Origin of the sequence: Bradyrhizobium sp. USDA 336 (assembly GCF_044908355.1) — a bacterium.
Lineage (GTDB): Bacteria > Pseudomonadota > Alphaproteobacteria > Rhizobiales > Xanthobacteraceae > Bradyrhizobium > Bradyrhizobium yuanmingense.
This window is the reverse complement of sequence record NZ_JBIYDC010000002.1, coordinates 2,812,472-2,830,544: the sequence shown is the minus strand read 5'-3', so window position 1 is coordinate 2,830,544 and position 18,073 is coordinate 2,812,472. Positions and strand designations below refer to the sequence as shown.

Annotated in this window: 13 protein-coding genes and 1 pseudogene; 5 read left to right on the top strand and 9 right to left on the bottom strand. The window is 62.9% G+C overall.

What is annotated here, in order from left to right; translation table 11 throughout:
* Window positions 1-103: 103 nt before the first annotated feature.
* The 6 genes and pseudogenes from oxlT (ABIA45_RS14215) to ABIA45_RS14190 all read right to left on the bottom strand — a co-directional run bounded on the left by oxlT (ABIA45_RS14215) (window position 104) and on the right by ABIA45_RS14190 (window position 7,115).
* Window positions 104-1,427 (bottom strand): annotated as a pseudogene (gene oxlT, locus ABIA45_RS14215) (oxalate/formate MFS antiporter).
* Between the two features lie 245 nt (window positions 1,428-1,672).
* Window positions 1,673-2,965 (bottom strand): oxalate/formate MFS antiporter, encoded by a 1,293-nt coding sequence (gene oxlT, locus ABIA45_RS14210; RefSeq protein WP_271545177.1) that lies wholly within the window; start codon window positions 2,963-2,965, stop codon window positions 1,673-1,675.
* 409 nt (window positions 2,966-3,374) lie between these two features.
* Window positions 3,375-4,874 carry a tripartite tricarboxylate transporter permease gene (locus ABIA45_RS14205; RefSeq protein ID WP_157282492.1) on the bottom strand — a complete coding sequence of 500 codons (1,500 nt, stop codon included), beginning with the start codon at window positions 4,872-4,874 and terminating at the stop codon, window positions 3,375-3,377.
* A 43-nt stretch (window positions 4,875-4,917) separates the two neighbouring features.
* On the bottom strand, window positions 4,918-5,415 hold the full coding sequence (locus ABIA45_RS14200) for a tripartite tricarboxylate transporter TctB family protein (RefSeq protein ID WP_157282493.1): 498 nt from the start codon (window positions 5,413-5,415) through the stop codon (window positions 4,918-4,920).
* On the bottom strand, window positions 5,412-6,470 hold the full coding sequence (locus tag ABIA45_RS14195; RefSeq protein WP_404655672.1) for a Bug family tripartite tricarboxylate transporter substrate binding protein: 1,059 nt from the start codon (window positions 6,468-6,470) through the stop codon (window positions 5,412-5,414). The genes ABIA45_RS14200 and ABIA45_RS14195 overlap by 4 nt, the downstream gene beginning before the upstream one ends.
* 507 nt (window positions 6,471-6,977) lie before the next feature.
* Window positions 6,978-7,115, bottom strand: coding sequence for a hypothetical protein (locus ABIA45_RS14190; protein ID WP_167361641.1), 138 nt, complete (start codon window positions 7,113-7,115; stop codon window positions 6,978-6,980).
* 262 nt (window positions 7,116-7,377) lie between these two features.
* On the opposite strand from ABIA45_RS14190, the gene zigA reads away from it, so the two are divergent.
* Both zigA and ABIA45_RS14180 read left to right on the top strand, forming a co-directional pair.
* Window positions 7,378-8,583 (top strand): zinc metallochaperone GTPase ZigA, encoded by a 1,206-nt coding sequence (zigA, locus tag ABIA45_RS14185; protein WP_271545174.1) that lies wholly within the window; start codon window positions 7,378-7,380, stop codon window positions 8,581-8,583.
* Window positions 8,584-8,706: 123 nt separating this feature from the next.
* Window positions 8,707-10,065 (top strand): Hsp70 family protein, encoded by a 1,359-nt coding sequence (locus ABIA45_RS14180; RefSeq protein WP_404652482.1) that lies wholly within the window; start codon window positions 8,707-8,709, stop codon window positions 10,063-10,065.
* Window positions 10,066-10,176: 111 nt separating this feature from the next.
* Here the strand turns inward: ABIA45_RS14180 and ABIA45_RS14175 are convergent, their stop codons facing one another.
* Complete coding sequence (locus ABIA45_RS14175) at window positions 10,177-10,620, bottom strand: SRPBCC family protein (RefSeq protein WP_157282497.1); 444 nt, start codon at window positions 10,618-10,620, stop codon at window positions 10,177-10,179.
* Between the two features lie 456 nt (window positions 10,621-11,076).
* Here ABIA45_RS14175 and ABIA45_RS14170 point away from each other — a divergent pair, with 456 nt between their 5' ends.
* Window positions 11,077-11,322 carry a hypothetical protein gene (locus ABIA45_RS14170; RefSeq protein WP_271545172.1) on the top strand — a complete coding sequence of 82 codons (246 nt, stop codon included), beginning with the start codon at window positions 11,077-11,079 and terminating at the stop codon, window positions 11,320-11,322.
* Window positions 11,323-11,433: 111 nt separating this feature from the next.
* Here the strand turns inward: ABIA45_RS14170 and ABIA45_RS14165 are convergent, their stop codons facing one another.
* Window positions 11,434-12,120, bottom strand: a complete 687-nt coding sequence (locus tag ABIA45_RS14165) for a hypothetical protein (RefSeq protein ID WP_271545171.1) — start codon at window positions 12,118-12,120, stop codon at window positions 11,434-11,436.
* 283 nt (window positions 12,121-12,403) lie between these two features.
* Complete coding sequence (locus ABIA45_RS14160) at window positions 12,404-13,381, bottom strand: AraC family transcriptional regulator (protein WP_404652481.1); 978 nt, start codon at window positions 13,379-13,381, stop codon at window positions 12,404-12,406.
* Between the two features lie 383 nt (window positions 13,382-13,764).
* Between ABIA45_RS14160 and ABIA45_RS14155 the strand changes: the two genes are divergently transcribed.
* Both ABIA45_RS14155 and ABIA45_RS14150 read left to right on the top strand, forming a co-directional pair.
* Window positions 13,765-17,064 (top strand): outer membrane protein, encoded by a 3,300-nt coding sequence (locus ABIA45_RS14155; RefSeq protein WP_404652479.1) that lies wholly within the window; start codon window positions 13,765-13,767, stop codon window positions 17,062-17,064.
* Between the two features lie 124 nt (window positions 17,065-17,188).
* Complete coding sequence (locus ABIA45_RS14150) at window positions 17,189-18,019, top strand: outer membrane protein (protein WP_404652477.1); 831 nt, start codon at window positions 17,189-17,191, stop codon at window positions 18,017-18,019.
* Window positions 18,020-18,073 lie beyond the last annotated feature (54 nt).

The window sequence follows — 18,073 nt, the reverse complement described above, 5'->3', positions numbered from 1 at the left end:
CGGATCCGAAAAATCTTGCGACAGGCGTACTGACATTATCGCCGTGCCAAAAAGAAAGGGCCGCATCGCTGCGCCCCTTCGCAAGCCGGCAAGGTTCAGCCGCTCACGCCGTCTTGGTCTTGGCAGTGCCGGTCGCCTTGTCCGTGCGCTCGGCTTCCTGGCCGTGGATGAAGGCGCGGCGCATCGGCTTGATCACGAGCAGCGCCATCAGCGCCGCCATGGCGTTCAGTCCCACCGCCAGCACGAACACGGCCTTCCAGCCATAGGCGGTCGAGATCACGCTCGCGAGCGGGACGAGCAGGGAAGCCGTGCCCTTCGCAGTGTAGAGCATGCCGTTGTTGGTGGTTGCGAACTTCGCACCGAAGGTGTCGCCGCAGGTTGCGGGGAACAGCGAATAGATCTCGCCGAACACGCCGAAATACACCGCGGTCGCCAGCACGAAAACGACAGGCACCCGGCCATAGGCCGAGAGCGTCAGCAGCATCAAGGCGGCGGTGCCGAAGGCGATGAACATGGTGGGCTCGCGGCCGATCGTGTCGGAGACCCAGCCGAAGAAGGGTCGCCCGAATCCGTCGAAGATGCGGTCGAGCGAGATCGCGAAGGTCAGCGCCGCCATCTGAAAGCCGGCGAGCGTCACCGGTGTGTCGGCAATCCCGTAGTCGTGCGCGATCGGGGCGATCTGCGCCGCCGTCATCAGCCCGCCGGAAGCGACCATGACGAAGACGAGATACATCGCCCAGAAAACTGGGCTGCGCAGCACTTGCGGCGGGGTGAAATCGATCCTGGTCTGCGGCAGGTTGAGCTGCTTCTTCTTCGGCGGAATGGAGAGGCGCGGCGGCTGGATGAAGAAGGCGAGCACGAACACGACGAGGCCCTGGGCGATGCCGAAGGTGAGGAAGGCGTGCTGATAGCCGCTCGAGGCGATCATGCTCGCGATCGGCACGATGGTGATCGCGGCCCCTGCGCCGAAGCCGGCGGCGGTCGCGCCCGCCGCGAGGCCGCGGCGGTCGGGAAACCAGTTTCAGCGCGTTGCCGACGCAGGTGCCGTACACGGCACCCGCGCCCATGCCGCCGACGATCGCCGCCGCATAGAGCACGGTGAGGCTGTCGGCGGAGGCGTTGAGGATCCAGGACAGTGCGATCATCACGCCGCCGAACATGATGACGATGCGCGGGCCGTATTTGTCGACGAACCAGGCCTCGACCGGCACCAGCCAGGTCTCGGTGACGACGAAATTGGTGAAGGCGAGCTGGATCGCGGTGCGCCCCCAGTGGTGGGCGGCATCGATCGGATCGACGAACAGCGTCCAGCCATATTGCAGATTGGCGATCATCGCCATGCAGACGATGCCCATGCCGAGCTGGAGCCAGCGGAAACCGGAGCGAAGCGGCGCGGCGGTGGCGGCGCCGCCCGGGCTGGAAATCATCGAGAACCTCCCAAACCGCCTGATTGTCTGTGACACAGGATCGCAAGACGACCTGATGTCGCGAGTATTGTGGCTTATCGTCGCAGGCGTGGCGCGAAGATTGGTATACGATATTCCAGATTGCAAGCCCTAACTTGTCACTTCTTGGTGGCTCGCCCGCGCCCCGGCGAGACGATGCGGCGATCGCCAAAGAAAAACGCCCGGCCGTGAGGCCGGGCGTCGTGCTTGCTGAATTGTGCCGCCGGTCAGATCGTCGATTTCGCGACCACGATCTTGCGCCAGGGCTTGAGCACCGCGATCGCCAGCACCGAAGCCAGGATGTTGGCGCCGGCCGCGATGATGAACACGCTGTCCCAGGTCCCCGATGTCTGCTGCATGTAGTTGGCGATCGGCACCAACAGCGCGGCGGTGCCCTTCGCGGTGTAGAGCAGGCCGGCATTGGTGGTCGCGAACTTGGTGCCGAACGTGTCGGTGCAGGTCGAGGGGAATAGCGAGTAGATCTCACCCCAGGCGAAGAACACGAAGCCCGAGAGCAGCACGAACCAGACCGGATCGTGGCCCCAGAGGTAGAGCATCCAGATGCCGAACCCTTCCATGCCGAAGGCGATGAACATCGTGTTCTCGCGGCCGATCATGTCGGAGATCCAGCCGAAGAACGGACGCGTCAGGCCGTTGAGCACGCGGTCGATCGTGGCCGCGAAGGTCACCGCCGTCATCGTCACCGCCATCAGCGTCACCGGGACGCTGTCGACCTTCCAGTCAACCGCGATCGGCTTCAGGTTCGCGGTGACCATCAGTCCACCCGCGCCAACGATCACGAACATGAAGTACATCAGCCAGAAGATCGGCTGGCGCAGCACTTCGGTCGGCTGATAGTTGCGCCGGGTCTGGATGATATTGGCATTCGCCACCACGTTCGGCACCTGGCCCGCTTTCGGCGCGAGCAGGAAGAAGGCGAGGAGGCAGATGATGATGCCTTGTCCGAGGCCGAAATAGAGGAAGGTGGTCTGGAATCCGCTGTCCTTGATCATGGCCTGGATCGGCGCCACGGTCAGCGCGGAGCCTGCCCCGAAGCCGGCCGCCGTGATGCCGGCCGCAAGACCGCGCTTGTCCGGAAACCATTTCAGCGCGTTGCCGACGCAGGTGCCGTAGACGCCCCCGGCGCCGATGCCTGCGATGATCATGCCGAGATAGTAGCCGTTCAGCGAGGTCGCCTGCGCGTTGATCGCCCAGCCGATGGCGCAGAGCACGCCGCCGACCAGCACTACGATGCGCGGGCCGTATTTGTCGACGAACCATCCTTCAACCGGCACCAGCCAGGTCTCGAACAACACGAAGAGCGTGAAGGCCCATTGGATCGAGGCGCGATCCCAGCCGAACGTCTTCTGGATGTCGGGGACGAAGAACGTCCAGCCATATTGGTAGTTGGCGATCATCACCATCGCCGCCACACCGATCGCCAATTGCGCCCAGCGATAGGCATCGCTTACGCGCGCGGCACTCGGGGCCGCTGCTGCCGACTGCACCATGTCCGTCATCAAAAACCCTCCCAAACGCGCCCATCATTGTTATGCATGCGCTGGCGCGCACTCTGGTATGCAATATGCCAAGATTCAAGCGATCGAGGGGAGAGTGCGGCGAAATAGCGCAGGCTTGTTCACATGCGCCATGGTCGCGGGCTTGTAAAGCCCGAATTGTTGCCAGTGCCGGCGCCAGCTCGAGCTTTGCCCATGCAATGTATTGATTTTACGATATTTATTCTGTCAGGGCGTGTGGCCGAGATCTCTGCTGGCAGTTGCGCTCTCGGAGGTTTCTCTACCTGCGCGCTGGCTCGCGGGCAAAGGCGCGGGGCGTCTACCGACGCGCCACTCCCTGGAATTCTATATTCCAGAAGTCTGAGTGCGGCAATTTGGCGTCGGTAGCGATGCGGATTGCGCAGATCCCGCCTCACGCCATCGACGTGCGCAGCCGGCTGTAGCCTTCCTGGATCGCGGACCAGAACAGGGCGACCAAGCCGAGCGCCATGATGGTGCTGACGAGGCCGTTGGAGAAGAACACCCCGAGCGAGCCTTGCGAGCCCAGCAGCGATTGCCGGAAGGCTTCCTCGGCCTTGTCGCCGAGCACGATGGCGAGCACCAGGGGCGCGAGCGGGTAATTGCACTTCTTCAAGAGATAGCCGAGCACCCCGAACACCAGCATCAGCATCACGTCGAAGGTGCTGTTGTGCACCGAGTAGGCGCCGATTGCGCAGAGCACCAGGATCAGCGGCGCGATGATGCCGAACGGCACGCGCAGGATCGCGGCGAAGATCGGCACGCAGGTGAGCACGACGATGAGGCCGGCGAGATTGCCGAGATACATCGAGGCGATCAGGCCCCAGACGAATTCCTTCTGCTCGACGAACAACATGGGCCCGGGCTGCAGGCCCCAGATCAGCAATCCGCCGAGCAGCACGGCGGCGGTCGGCGAGCCGGGCACGCCGAGCGACAGCATCGGCAGCAGCGCCGAGGTGCCGGCGGCGTGTGCGGCCGTCTCCGGCGCGATCACGCCCTCGATCTCGCCCTTGCCGAAATTGTTGCCGCGCCGCGCTAGGCGCTTGGCGATGCCGTAGCTCATGAAGGAGGCCGGCGTCGCGCCGGCCGGCGTGACGCCCATCCAGCAGCCGATCAGGCAGGATCGCAGCGAGGTCATCCAATAGGCGGGCAGCTCGCGCCAGGTCTGGAGCACGACACGAAGGTTGATGCTGGCCTTGCCGCCGCGGAAGGCGAGCCCTTCCTCCATGGTCAGCAGGATCTCGCCGATGCCGAACAGGCCGATCACGGCAATCAGGAAGTCGAATCCGTTGAGCAATTCGGTGACACCGAAGGTCAGCCGCAATTGCCCGGTGATCGAGTCGAGGCCGACCGCCGCGAGCGCAAAGCCTATCATCATCGCGGCGATGGTCTTGAACGGCGGCTCCTTGCTGAGGCCGACGAAGGAGCAGAAGGCGAGGAAATACACCGCGAACTTCTCCGCCGGACCAAATCGCAGCGCAAAGCCCGCGACGAGCGGCGCGACCAGCGTGATCATGATGACGGCAAACAGCGCGCCGATGAAGGAGGAGGTGAAGGCCGCCGTCAGGGCTTCGCCGGGCTTGCCCTGTTGCGCCATCGGATAGCCGTCGAAGGTGGTCGCTACCGACCATGGCTCGCCGGGAATGTTGAACAGGATCGAGGTGATGGCGCCGCCGAACAATGCGCCCCAATAGATGCAGGACAGCATGATGATCGCCGATGTCGGCGGCATGCTGAAGGTCAGCGGAAGCAGGATCGCGACGCCGTTGGCCCCCCCTAACCCCGGCAGCACGCCGATGATGACGCCGAGCGTGATGCCGATCACCATCAGCATGATGTTGTAGGGCTGCAGGGCGACCGCGAAGCCGTGAAACAGATTGGCTAACTCTTCCATGTCGATATGTCCTGCAGCAATAACGGGGATGACGGCGCAGCTCTCACAGACCGAGCCATTCCTCGATCGGTCCCTTGGGAAGCGGCACCAGGAACCAGCGCTCGAAAACCAGATAGGTCACGACCGGCATGCCGATAGCAATCGCGGCAATCGTCAGCCAGCGATAGCCGCCGAGCCAGCGCATGAACCAGGCAATGAACACCATGGAGCCGACATAGAGGCCGACGAACGGCATCGAGCCGACGTAGATTGCCGTGGGAATGACGACGCTCATGACCTGACGAAGCTGACCCCATTCCGCGAAAAGCCGGCCGTCATCGTCGCGTTGCGCGTTCCACAGATTGATGGCGCTCGAGGCGACGATGGCGGCGCCGATATAGAAGGGGAAGAAGCCCGCACGCGGGCCTTCTGCACCCCAGTTGATGCCAGCCTTCAGGCTGCCGAAGATCACGATGAGGCCGAACACGCCGATCAGCAGCGCCATGCCGATTTCCAGCGTCTTGTGTGCGGGGCCGGATTCGGATCGGGATCGTTCAGTCATGAAGCCTCCAGGCGGAAATGCAGTCTTTCGCAGTCGCTGCCGGCGCGAGGACGCGCAGCATCCTCGGCCGTCATCGATGCCAGGCTCAATTCGATGCGAGGAAGGCCGGCTTCCTTCATCAGGCTTTCGTGCCGCTTCTCCTCCGCCTCGATCCACTTGGCGTAATCGGCGCCGGTCAGGAAGGTCGTGTTGAAGGCGCCGCTCTTCATGAACTCCTGCCATTCCGGCGTGGCGCGCACCTTCTTGAACAGCTCGATGTAATATTCGACCTGGTCCTTCGTGGCCTTGGGCGACATGAAGATGCCGCGCAGCATGAGATATTCCATCGCAAGGCCCTGCGACTTGCAGGTCGGAATGTCCTTCCAGGCCTTGCCGTCGGCGATCGGCTCGTCATAGGCCATCGGCTGGGCGTCGAACACGCAGAGCGGACGGAGCTTGCCGCCGCGCCATTGCGCGACCGCCTCGATCGGGTTGTTGACGGTCGAATCGACGTGGTTGCCGACGAGCTGCACCGCGACTTCGCCGCCGCCCTTGTAGGGAATGTAGGTGAACTTGGCGTCGATCGCCTTCTCGATGCCGACCGTGATGATCTGGTCTTCCTGCTTGGATCCAGTGCCGCCCATCTTGAACGTGCCGCTCGGCGCCTTCTTCGCGGCCTCGACATAGTCCTTGACGGAATTGTACGGCTTCTCGGCATTGACCCAGAGCACGAACTCGTCGAGCGCCAGCATCGCGACCGGAGTCAAATCCTTCCAGTTGAAGGGGATGCCCGTCGCCAGCGGCGTCGTGAACAGGTTCGACAGCGTGATGATGATCTTGTGCGGATTGTTCGCCGACGTCTTCACATCGAGGAAGCCTTCACCGCCTGCGCCGCCGGCCTTGTTGATGACGACCAGCGGCTGCTTCATCAGATTGTGCTTGGTGACGATGCCCTGGATGGTGCGCGCCATCTGGTCGGCGCCGCCGCCGGTGCCCGCGGGCACGATGAACTCGACCGGACGGACCGGCTCCCAGGCGGCACGGCTTGCGGTGCTGCTCGCGCACGACATCACCATTGCCGCCAACGCGACATTCAGAACGAATGGCTTCATCTTGTTCACTCCCTGTCGAACCCTCAACGCAGCCGCTCTTTGTCGGCTTGCGTCAGCCCATCCCGAGTCACATGCCCCGGGATTACCCTTGCGGTCTAGCACCCATGGCCGTCCCGATAGAAACTGTATGAGCAGGGATAACGCGCGGCATCCGCATCTTTCGGCTTAGGCTTCGCCAAGGGCGCGGCAAACTTGCCACTCGGCCTTCCGTCCTGCGTTACGCTTCCCCGTCCTTACACTTTTGAATCGTGCAACCATTCTTGTTTGAATGGATGGTATGCGAAATGCCAGTAGACAAACAACCGGAATCGTCGGTTGGCCTCGGCGGACTAATCGTCGCAGTTGCGCTCGCGCGTGAGGGGACGGCGCTGCAAAATAGAATGGCCCCGACAGGCGGGGCCATTTGGTCAAACAATGCGTCTTTGGCTGTCTGCCATCACCCCCCTTGGGGTGAAGGCAGCGACGATCTGCTTACAGGCCGAAACGCGGCAAGTCCCCGTTGCGATTGGAGATTTCGGCACTCGCCAGCAGCAGGCCGTCGATCGCGGCCATCAGGCGGGCGAACAGCGAGGAGGAGGGCGCGAGAGCGACGGAAGCGGTCTTGGACATCGGAAATCCCTTTCTTGAGAACAGTCAGTCTTGCTGCCTCATTTCTGGGAACACACTATGTATGCCAGATGCCAGCGTCCATGGTCTTGTTTGCATAGCAGCATTCTTTCTTCCGCATTGCGGCATAGGCGGTGAACCCTGGGCGGGCCGAGCGCCTTGACACGGTCAGTCGAATAAAGAATGTAATGTTATAACATTACATAGTGAGATGCCGTGTCTCGTCGTCCTCGACCCATTCCCCTCAAGAGGCTGTTCGATCTCCATGCCCAAACTCCCCGTCACCGTCTTGTCCGGCTTCCTCGGGGCTGGAAAGACCACTTTGCTGAATCACGTCCTGAACAATCGGCACGGCTTGAAAGTGGCGGTAATCGTGAACGACATGAGCGAGGTGAACATCGATGCGGATCTGGTCCGCGATGGTGGTGCCAACCTCTCGCGGACTGATGAGAAACTGGTGGAGATGACCAACGGTTGCATCTGCTGCACCCTGCGCGACGATCTCCTGAGGGAAGTACGTGCGCTCGCCGAAAGCGGGCGCTTCGATTATCTGCTGATCGAATCGACGGGCATTTCGGAGCCGCTCCCGGTCGCAGCGACGTTCGATTTCCGCTCGGAAGAGGGCGAAAGCCTCTCCGACATCGCCCACCTGGACACGATGGTGACGGTGGTCGACGCCGCCAACCTGCTGAAGGACTATTCCTCGACCGAGTTCCTCGGCGAGCGCGGCGAGGCGCTGGACGGCGACAAGCGGACGCTAGTCGATCTCCTCGTGGAGCAGATCGAGTTCGCCGACGTGATCGTCCTCAACAAGGTGGACGATGCCTCGCCGCAACAGCGCGAGGCGGCACGGCAGATCATCCGCTCGTTGAATCCCGAAGCCGACATCATCGAGGCCAATCACAGCCGCGTGCCGTTCGACCGCGTGCTCAACACCGGCCGGTTCGACTTCGAGAAGGCCCAGCAGCATCCGCTCTGGTACAAGGAGCTCTATGGTTTCGCCGACCACGTGCCTGAAACGCAGGAATATGGCGTGAAGAACTTCGTCTACCGCGCCCGCCGGCCGTTCGATCCGGCGAAGTTCGACAAGTTCGTCAAGGCATCCTGGCCAGGCGTGATCCGGGCGAAGGGTCACTTCTGGCTGGCGACGAGGCCGCAATGGCTCGGCGAGATCAGCCAGGCGGGAGCGATCGTGAGGACCGAAGCGCTGGGGTTCTGGTGGGCGAGCGTTCCAAAGGAGCGGTGGCCGAACGATGAGGCCTGGCGCAAGCGGCTCCGCCAGTATTGGGACAAGCTGTACGGCGATCGTCGCCAGGAGATCGTGTTCATCGGCACCGGCATGGACGAAGCCGAGATCCGTGGCAGGCTGGACGCATGCCTTGTCCCTGATACGTCCACCATGGACATCGCCGCATGGTCCGCTCTCGCCGATCCGTTTCCGGCCTGGCGTCGAGGCGATCAGTCCAACTGATCGACGTGCCTGCCAGCCACCCGGCGTGAGGTCCGGGCTCGACCATCTCGGACCAGGTCTTGCAAGGGGACGGCAAAGCCGTTAGTGCTCTGCCCCCTTTCCAAGCATCATTCAGAGTGGTTCATGTCGAGCGCCTCGCCCGCCGTCTCGATCGGCATCGATTTTGGCACCAGCAACACGGTCGTTGCGCTGGCGGCGGACGACCGTCGGGTCGAAGCCATTCGCTTCGACCATAGCGGGCAGCGCCACAGCGTCTACGTGTCGGCCCTGTGCTTCTGGGAGGACCGGCCGGGCGCCGGTGCCCAGGCCGAGGGCGGGCCATGGGCGATCGAGCAGTTTCTCGAAGGACGCCACGTCTACCGCTTCCTGCAATCGTTCAAGACCTTCGCAGCGAGCTCCAGCTTCAGCACCACGCAAGTCTTCCGGCAGCGCTACAAATTCGAGGACATCCTGGCGGCATTCCTGCGCACGCTGGCGCGCCACGGCGGGGACAAGTTCGGCTTCGAGGCGGCGAACATCACGGTCGGCCGCCCGGTCCGCTTTGCCGGCGGCAATCCCGACGAGGCGTTGGCGATGCAGCGCTACCGCGCCGCGTTCGAGCGCTTGGGCGCCGGCCACGCGCGCTATGTCTACGAGCCGGTGGGCGCGGCATTCTCGTTTGCCCGCAGGCTGGAGCGCGATGCCACCGTGCTGGTGGCCGACTTCGGCGGCGGCACCAGCGACTTTTCCGTGATGCGTTTCTCGCGTGCGGGCGGCGTTCTTCGCGCCGAGCCGCTCGGCCACGCTGGTATCGGCGTTGCCGGCGACACCTTCGACTATCGCATCGTCGACCACATCGTCTCGCCGCGGCTCGGCAAGGGCTCCAGCTTCCGCTCGTTCGACAAGGTGCTGCCGGTCCCGACCGGGCACTACACGAACCTGGCGCGCTGGCATCAGCTCGCGATGATGAAGAGCAACGGCGATCTGCGCGAGCTCCGCGAGCTCCAGCGCACCGCGCTGAAGCCCGAGCTGCTCGAGGACTTCATCACTATCGTCGATCTCGACCTCGGCTTTGCGCTTTACCGCGCGGTGTCCGACGCCAAGGTGGCGCTCTCGGCGCAGGACGAGGTGGACTTCCGCTTTAGGGGCGGCGGCGTCGAGATCGGCGCGGCCATCACGCGGAAGAAATTCGAAGCCTGGATTGCCGACGACATCGCCCGGTTAGGTGCTACCGTCGACAAGGTGTTGGCCGAGGCCCGCATCGCCTCGCGCGAGGTGGAGAAGGTGTTTCTGACCGGCGGCACCTCGTTTGTGCCTGCGGTCCGAAAATTGTTCGCCGACCGCTTCGGCAACGAGCGGCTGATGTCCGGCGACCAGTTCGAGTCGATCGCCTATGGCCTGGCGCTGATCGGGCACAGTCCGGATCCCGACCGCTGGACGGCAGGCGGGGGGCCTGCTCCTCGCAATGGCGACGTGGGGAGATCTGTCAATCGAATCGAATAGTGCCGTAGGGTGGGCAAAGGCGCGGAGCGCCGTGCCCCACCATCCTGCAAGCTCGAGAGAGCATCGGTGGGCACGCTGCGCTTTGCCCACCCTACGATAGTGATGTTGTCGCTACTGGTTGATCTCCGGCTCGACGAGCTTGGCCAGATTGCGCAGCGATTCCTGCCAGCCGAGATAGCACGCCTCCGGTGGAATGACGTCGGGGATACCGGCCTGCGTGATGTCGATCTCGGTACCAACAGAGACCTTCTTCAGGTTCACCGTCACCTCGATCAGGCCCGGCAGGTTGGGGTCGTCGAACCTGTCGGTGTAGCGGAGACGTTCGCCCGGCACGAGCTCGAGATATTCGCCGCCGAACGAATGGCTGTTGCCCGTGGTGAAGTTCCGGAACGACATCTTGAACGTGCCGCCGACCTTGGGCTCGAAATGATGAACGGTGCAGGTAAAGCCGTTCGGCGGAAGCCATTTCGCCATCGCGTCGGCTTCCAGGAAGGCGCGATAGACCTTCTCCGGGCTGGTGGCGAGAACGCGGTGCAGGCGGACAGTATTGGGCATGGTTGTTATCCTTCGATGATTGATGGGCCCGAGCTGGCCTCTATGGCCCATTCATGTCACGAGGACGACGGGCAAGCCGCCGATCCGACAGGGGTCTTGCAGATTATTTGTCGCAGGGGCGGTCAACCTCGCGAGCCCGCCGCCAATCGGGCCGGATGCACATCCCTCCGCGCAAAGGGCTATCGCATTTGCAGATTCACTAGAGGTCGTCATGCCCGGGCTTGTCCCGGGCATCCACGTTCTTTGTGCTGCGTGGCAAGGCGTGGATGGCCGGGACAAGCCCGGCCATGACGATGTGGAGACTATCGTGCCCAAAGCTGTACTGCTCATACGCGAGAACCCTGCCCCTGCGCAGAGGCCGCCGAGCGCAGAAGCTCCGTCCAGGTTTAACCACTGCAGGTGAGGAACACGGAGCGTTGCGACGTGTTGTTCGCGATCAGAACAGGAGACAGTCAGATGATCAAGAAGCTCATGCTGGGCGCAGTGATCGCCTCGATCATGGGATCCACCGCAATGGCGCAACCCAGTCAGCAACAGGGAGGCGCGCAATCCGGGGTGGGCGGAACAAGCGACACCACGAAGAACAATGACAAAACCAAAGGCGGCATGACGACCGGGACCTCGTCGACCGGCACCACGGACGGCTCAGGCAGCAGCACCCCTGGCGGACAATCTACCAAGAAGAGCTCGACGCCCAAATGAATTCAGGAGGCGCTCATTGTTCGGTCTACGACCAAACGATGGGCGCAAACTTCAAGCCGCGGCAAAGAAGTTCTTCGCGAAGCAGCGGCGCGCTCCTTGATCGGCTCCGGCCTATGCCGCAACGTCATTCGGTGTCATTGAGAACGCCAACTTGTAACGACCGAGCGTCGGACCATCCTGCGCGCCCGCTCTTTGAAGCGATGGCGGCGAGAGCTGTCCGGCGATGACAGCGTCAACCGCATCGCTATCGTAACCTGACACCAGAATGATCCAGTCGGCGGCACCATCATTGCCGCGGATCTGCTGTTCAGTCGTGGGCGAACTCGTCTTGGGCGTATCGGTCAGCAGGAGGTGGGCTCCCGTCAGCCCCGGCTTCGAGGCAAGGGTGCCGAGCGTATCGAGAAGGTGGGCCTGCAGCTCGGCGGCGCGTCCGACGTGGGGCGACAGCCTGATGGTGGCGAGCGCGCCTGCGATGCCGCCGCCAAAGCTCGCGGCAATCCGGCACTGGCTGCGCACCATGCCGAGATGATGTGGCATCATCTTCGTCGACCACGGCGTCGGCGCATTGAGCCGGTCGAGATAGCCCTTCGACGTGAGGACGTCGTAGTGCTCGAGTTCGTAGAGCACGAAGAAGCCCTCGGCGTCCGTCGTGCTGGTCCAGCGTGACCCCCGCCGAAAGCCGGGAATGCTCATCCGCTCGGGAAAGTGCTCGTGCGAATGCCAGTCGCCGAACTCGCTGCGCTGCTCCGGGCGGACGCTCCACCACATCGCAACGGCGGCCTTGCCGAGCAGTGACATGTTGACCTCCCTGCCTTGCGCGGGGCTATCGCATTTGAAAGCTTCTCCTTGCGGCCATCCTTCGAGACGCCCCGCTTTAGGCGGGCTCTCAGGATGAGGGCGGAGTGCGCGCAGGCCGCCACTAGTCATATGCGATAGCCCTGACTTTCTTGCGGACACTTTGCCTCAACACCAACAGCGGCGGCAAGGTGTCTCCGCCTGGCAAGCCGCAGCCACGACGCGATCGAAGGCTATCATGGTGCAGGTAAACGCGAGCCAGCGGATCGCCTGACTGCGCGTCCGATCACATCGGCTCGCCGACATCGCTGCGATAATGCCTCGGCGAAGTTCCGAAGCGGCGGCGGAAACAGCGGTTGAAGTACGACACCTCGTTGAATCCGCAGGCATAGGCGATATCGGTGATCTTCGATCGGTTGTAGCGCGAGTCGAGCAGCATCTTCCGTGCCTTCTGCAGCCGCAGCTCAGTGACACGTTCGGTAAAGCTCGATCCGGTCTCCTGGAGCAGTTCCTGAACGTAACGCGGCGAAAGCCCTAAATGGCGCGCAAGCTCGCTCGGCGAAAACGACGGATCAGCGAAACGCCCCCTGATATCTGCGATCACGTCCTGCAGCCGCGCGGCACGCAACCCGCGGCGCGTCGCAAGTTCGGCTGAATCGCCGCGGGCGCCGAGGACCAGCGCGACCAGATCGATGAGATGCGTACTGATGTTCTCCTTCAGCACAAGGTCGGCATCGATATCGGAGTCGATGACGATGGCGAGATAGCGCTCCAGGTGACGCAAGGCCGGCGATGCAGCCAACGGCTTCACGGCAAGGTCCTCGAAATTCGGCAGCCGCTCGGCCAGCAGCGCGCGCGGCACCGTGACGCAGCGAATAGCGACCGGCCCGTCGTGCTGCGCCGCGATCGGCGCTGCGTTGGTATAGAGCATCGCCTGCCCGACGCCGCGAATGGCTTCGCGGCCCTCCTGCCTGATCAGCGAACTCGTACCGTTGAGCATGGTGCCGATGATGTAGTCGCCGCGGCTGTCAGCTTCGACGTGACGCTGGGTACGCACTGCCGTCTGAATATTGGAGTCGAGCTGGCTGACCGCGATATCGCCGAATTTCAGGAATTCGGACCGCGAATAAAACGGCGCATCGGGAAAGAACGAAATGTCCGCCGCGCACAAATGATCGGTGAACAGGTCGAGCCACAGCCGTTGGCGCGAACGTTCGTCAAGATGCGCGGGAAGCTGATCCGAAGCGAATACGACCTTGGACATCGTTGCACGGCAAAGCTGTGGATGTAGCGCGATACCGCGGCAGAGTTGGTCGCGGCGCAAGCGTTACAGATGCGGTAAAGCGCCGCACGCTCTGCCGGAACTGATTGGCTGTTCGCCCCAGTCCTAGTCAGGCGCCGTTGTCCAACTTCGTCATGCGCTGAGCCCCGCAAATGTGTCCGCCGAGCAACATGGGCGTCCGAAAAGACGAGACGATGCGGGATCGTCCAACTCGGGTGCAGGCCAGGACAAGAAGCCTATGCTATTTCGTGTCAGTAACTTAGCCGTGAAACGAAGGCGGCAAAGGCGTGGTGCACTACGCCTTGCGACCGGAGGCGCTCCTGTAGTTTGGAGCAGCTTCCTTGGAATTGGAATTGGGGGTTGGAGTGAAAAAGCTGACACTGACGGGCGCTTCATTGGCTGGCGCCTCGATCATGGTTTCTGCAGGAGCTCTGGCCGCCGACCTGCCGATCAAGGCGCCGCCCCGACCGGCTTGGATCGATAGCTGGGCAGGGCCGTATATCGGCGCTTATTTCGGCGCGGGTGCCGGACGTGTGACGGAATCCTCGACCGGCAGTTTCGGTAGCAGTTCTGTCTCGACCAACGCCGGCGTGGTGACGTCGAGCTCGACCTTGGTCGGAACGACTGCGAGCAATCTTTCGGGCGACGTGACCGGTTCGATGGTCGACCTGTTCGCGGGATATAATTGGCAGGCCGGGAATATCGTGGCGGGCGGGCAGGTCGAAGGCACGGTCTTTTCCGATGTCGCGATGAAGCCGTTCGGCAACCAGACGCTCAACAGCGTCAGCACCAACGTGCTGCTCGGGGCGGTGACCTCGACGACTGCCGGCACGGCAATCGTGCAGAGCAACCAGCAGCTGCGCTCGCGGGTCGGGCTGATCGGCCGGGTCGGTTTTCTCGCTCGTCCGGATCTGCTGCTGTATGGCCTCGGCGGCCTCGAGTTCGGTCACTTTACCTTTGCCGACGGCGCCGATCCTTTCGGCGGTGACAACAACAAATGGGTGGCCGGCTACACGGTCGGCGCCGGCGGCGAGTTGAAGCTGACCGGCAATTGGTCGCTGCGCGGCGAGTATCGGTATCTGAACTTTGGCTTCAACCGGAGCGCAGCCAGCAGCGCAACATCCAGCTCGGCGACGGGCGCAACCACTTTTGTGTCGACCAGCAGCGAAGCCTCTTCGTCACGTACAGATGCCGATTTCCACCTGGCCAAGATCGGTCTGGTCTACCAATTCGGTGATCCCGGACCGCTGTCCGCAATGGCGGCGATACCGCCGGCAGCACGCGGGTCTTCATTCGCAAGCGCCTGGGGTGACAGCTGGGCCGGCCCCTATATCGGTGCTTACTTCGGCGCCGGCGTCGGGCGCGCAAGGCAGACCTCCACGAGAATCGACGACGAAGGCAGTGTCAGCACTCTCGGGGGGACGTCTGCGTTCACGCAATCAGGATTCGGCAATCTCGCCGGCGACATGACCGGTTCGATGGTCGATCTGTTCGCGGGCTACAATTGGCGAACCGGCAATGTCGTGGTCGGCGGGCAGATCGAAGGCACCCTGTTCAGCGACGTCACCACGAAGACGGTCGGTAACGAGGCATACAGCTCGGTTTCGAGCGACAACGGCGTCGTCACCTCGACAAGATCGGGGACGAACAGCATCGAGGACCGGCAGCAATTGCGCTCGAACGTCGGCGTGATCGGCCGGGCCGGTTATCTGGTGACACCGAATGTGCTGCTGTATGGCCTCGGCGGCCTGGCGCTGGGGCACCTGACCTATCCCGACAGTTTTCCCGATTCGGAAGCGCAGGTCGGCGGCAAGAACGGCAAATGGGTGGCCGGTTATGTCGCGGGCGCCGGCGGCGAGGTCAAGCTGACGGACAGCTGGTCGCTGCGCGGCGAATACCGCTACATGCATTTCGGATATGACCGCAACGAACCGTGGGGCAACTCGCAGACGTCCGTATCGGGTGGCGGCACCACCACGTCCACCAACAGCACTGTCAACCGGCGGCATATCGATGCCGATTTCCACGTCGGCAAGGTTGGACTGGTTTACCAATTCGGCGCGTCAGGAGCGCGGTCGGCGGTGGCGGCACTGCCGGGCCCGGCCTGGAGCGACGGCTGGGCGGGACCCTATATCGGTGCCTATTTCGGTGCCGGTGCCGGACGTGCCGCGGAAACCATCGCGGGCACCAGCAGCAGCACGAGCACTTCCACCTTCGTCGGGACCACGACGTCCACCGGCACCCAATCGACGGCCGGCCGTCCCGTCGGCGACGTGACCGGCTCGATGGTCGATCTTTTCGCGGGCTACAATTGGCGCGCCGGCAATGTCGTGGCCGGAGGTCAGATCGAAGGCTCGGTCTTTTCCGACGTTACGTTCAAGACCATCGGCCCTCACTCATTCTCCTCCGTCGATACCACGAATGGCGTCGTCACCACGACAACCACAGGTTCGCAAACCGCCGGCAACCAAATCCAGCAGCAGTTGCGTTCGAACGTCGGCCTGATCGGCCGGGCCGGTTATCTGGTGACGCCGGACGTGCTGCTCTACGGCCTCGGTGGCCTGGCGCTGGGCCATTTCACCTACCCTGATGGCGACTTCAGCCGCAGCGACGCCAACGGCAAGTGGGTGGCCGGCTATACGTTAGGCGCCGGCGGTGAGGTGAAGCTCGCAGGCAACTGGTCGCTGCGCGGCGAATATCGCTATACGCATTACGGCTTCAGCCGTAACGAGACCAGCAGCTTCTCATCGAGCTCGCAATCGACGGGATCCTCCAGCGCCTCTTCGTCCGTCGACAGCACCAACCGTCAGATCAATGCCGACTTCCACACCGGAAGGATCGGTATGGTCTACCGGTTCGGTGAAGGAGGACCTCGCTCGGCCATGGCGGCGCTGCCCGGCGCCCCCAGCGATCACTGGGCTGGCCCTTATCTCGGCGCCTATTTTGCCGCCGGCGCAGGCCGCGCGCGGCAAATTCTCGCTTCGACTGCTGACTCTGCCCAGCAGAACTTCAACGGCGCGGTGCTGACGACGGATTTTGTCAGCAACACGACGAGCCGTGGCAGTGCCGTCGGTGACACGACGGGCTCGATGGTCGATCTGTTCGCAGGCTACAATTGGCGGGCCGGCAATATCGTGGCCGGCGGTCAGATCGAAGGCACGCTGTTCTCGGATGTTGCCTTCAAGATGACCGGCGAGCAAACGAGCAACACCCGTCAAGTTCTCAACGGTGTCGTGACCACAAGGGTCAATCCGAGCACGATGCAAGCCAGTGAGCAGCTGCGTTCGAACGTCGGGGTGATCGGCCGGGCCGGCTATCTCGTGACCCCGAAGCTGATGCTCTACGGTCTCGGCGGCCTGGCGCTGGGTCATTTCACCTTTCCCGACCCCGGCGGCGTCAACGGGCCGAACGGCAAGTGGGTGGCGGGCTATACAGCTGGCGCGGGCGGCGAATTCAAGCTCACTCAACGATGGTCACTGCGCGGCGAATATCGCTACATGCATTTCGACATCGACCGCAACGAGACACGGACCAGCTCGAGCACGCAGATCCAGGGCGCCACGACCATTCTCAGGTCGAACGCAGACACCACGTCGCGAAAGACCAGTGCAGATATTCACATTGCGAAGATCGGCGCGGTTTATGGCTTCTGCTATTGCGACTAGGTGCACGGTGGCAAACGCGCATGCAGACGGTGGTTGCGATCACCTCTATGAAATAGGCCGGCGAAAAGCCGCTACTGAGTCGTTCCATGGGTGCGCCGCCTCTCGGCGCGATTTGAGGGAAGTCATGAAATCCATCGTCTCCGGTACTCTCCTGGTCTCGGCTCTCTGTCTCTCCCACGCCGCCTTCGCGGCCGATCTCGGCAGGGCCTACACCAAGGCGCCGCCCGCGCCGGTCGCATTCAGCTGGACCGGTTTTTATGCCGGCGTGCATGGTGGTTATGGCTGGAGCGATCCGACCGCGACCTTCGATCCCGGCGCGCTCGCAACCGGGACGGTGCCCGGCTATGTCGTCACGGGCGGGACTGGGCCGTTCACCCTGGATGTGAGCCCCAAGGGCGGATTCGGCGGCGGCCAAATCGGCTATAACTGGCAGTCCGGCGCGTTCGTGTACGGTCTGGAAGCGGATGTCAGCGGCGCTGCCATCAGGGAAACGGCGAGCCGCCCCTTCAGCGTCACCGGAACGATCGGCGGCGACAATGGCGCCTTCACCGGCGTATTCAATCTCAAGCAGGAAATCGATGTGTTCGGCACGGTCCGCGGACGTCTCGGATACGCGGCGAACAATGTGCTGATCTACGGTACCGGTGGCTTCGCCTGGGGCCACGTCAAGAACAGCATCTTCACCTCCAATCTCGCCACGCCGAACATCGCCAATTTCAACGGCTTCTTCCCGGCCCTGACGCGAAGTGCATCCTCGTCGGAGGTCCAGGTGGGCTTCTCCGCGGGTGGCGGCCTTGAATGGGCTTTCGATCCGCGCTGGACGTTCAAGGCCGAGTACATCTACATCAATCTCGGAAAGTCGAACGGCAATGCTCTTGCATTCCCCGGCGCGTCGTTCACGGACACCGAGGTTCAGCTTCATACGGCCAAGGGCGGCATCAACTATCGGTTTTGACTGAATGGATTTGGTGGTGCTAGTGGTGGTAACGCAGGCGCGCCTAGTAGCGAA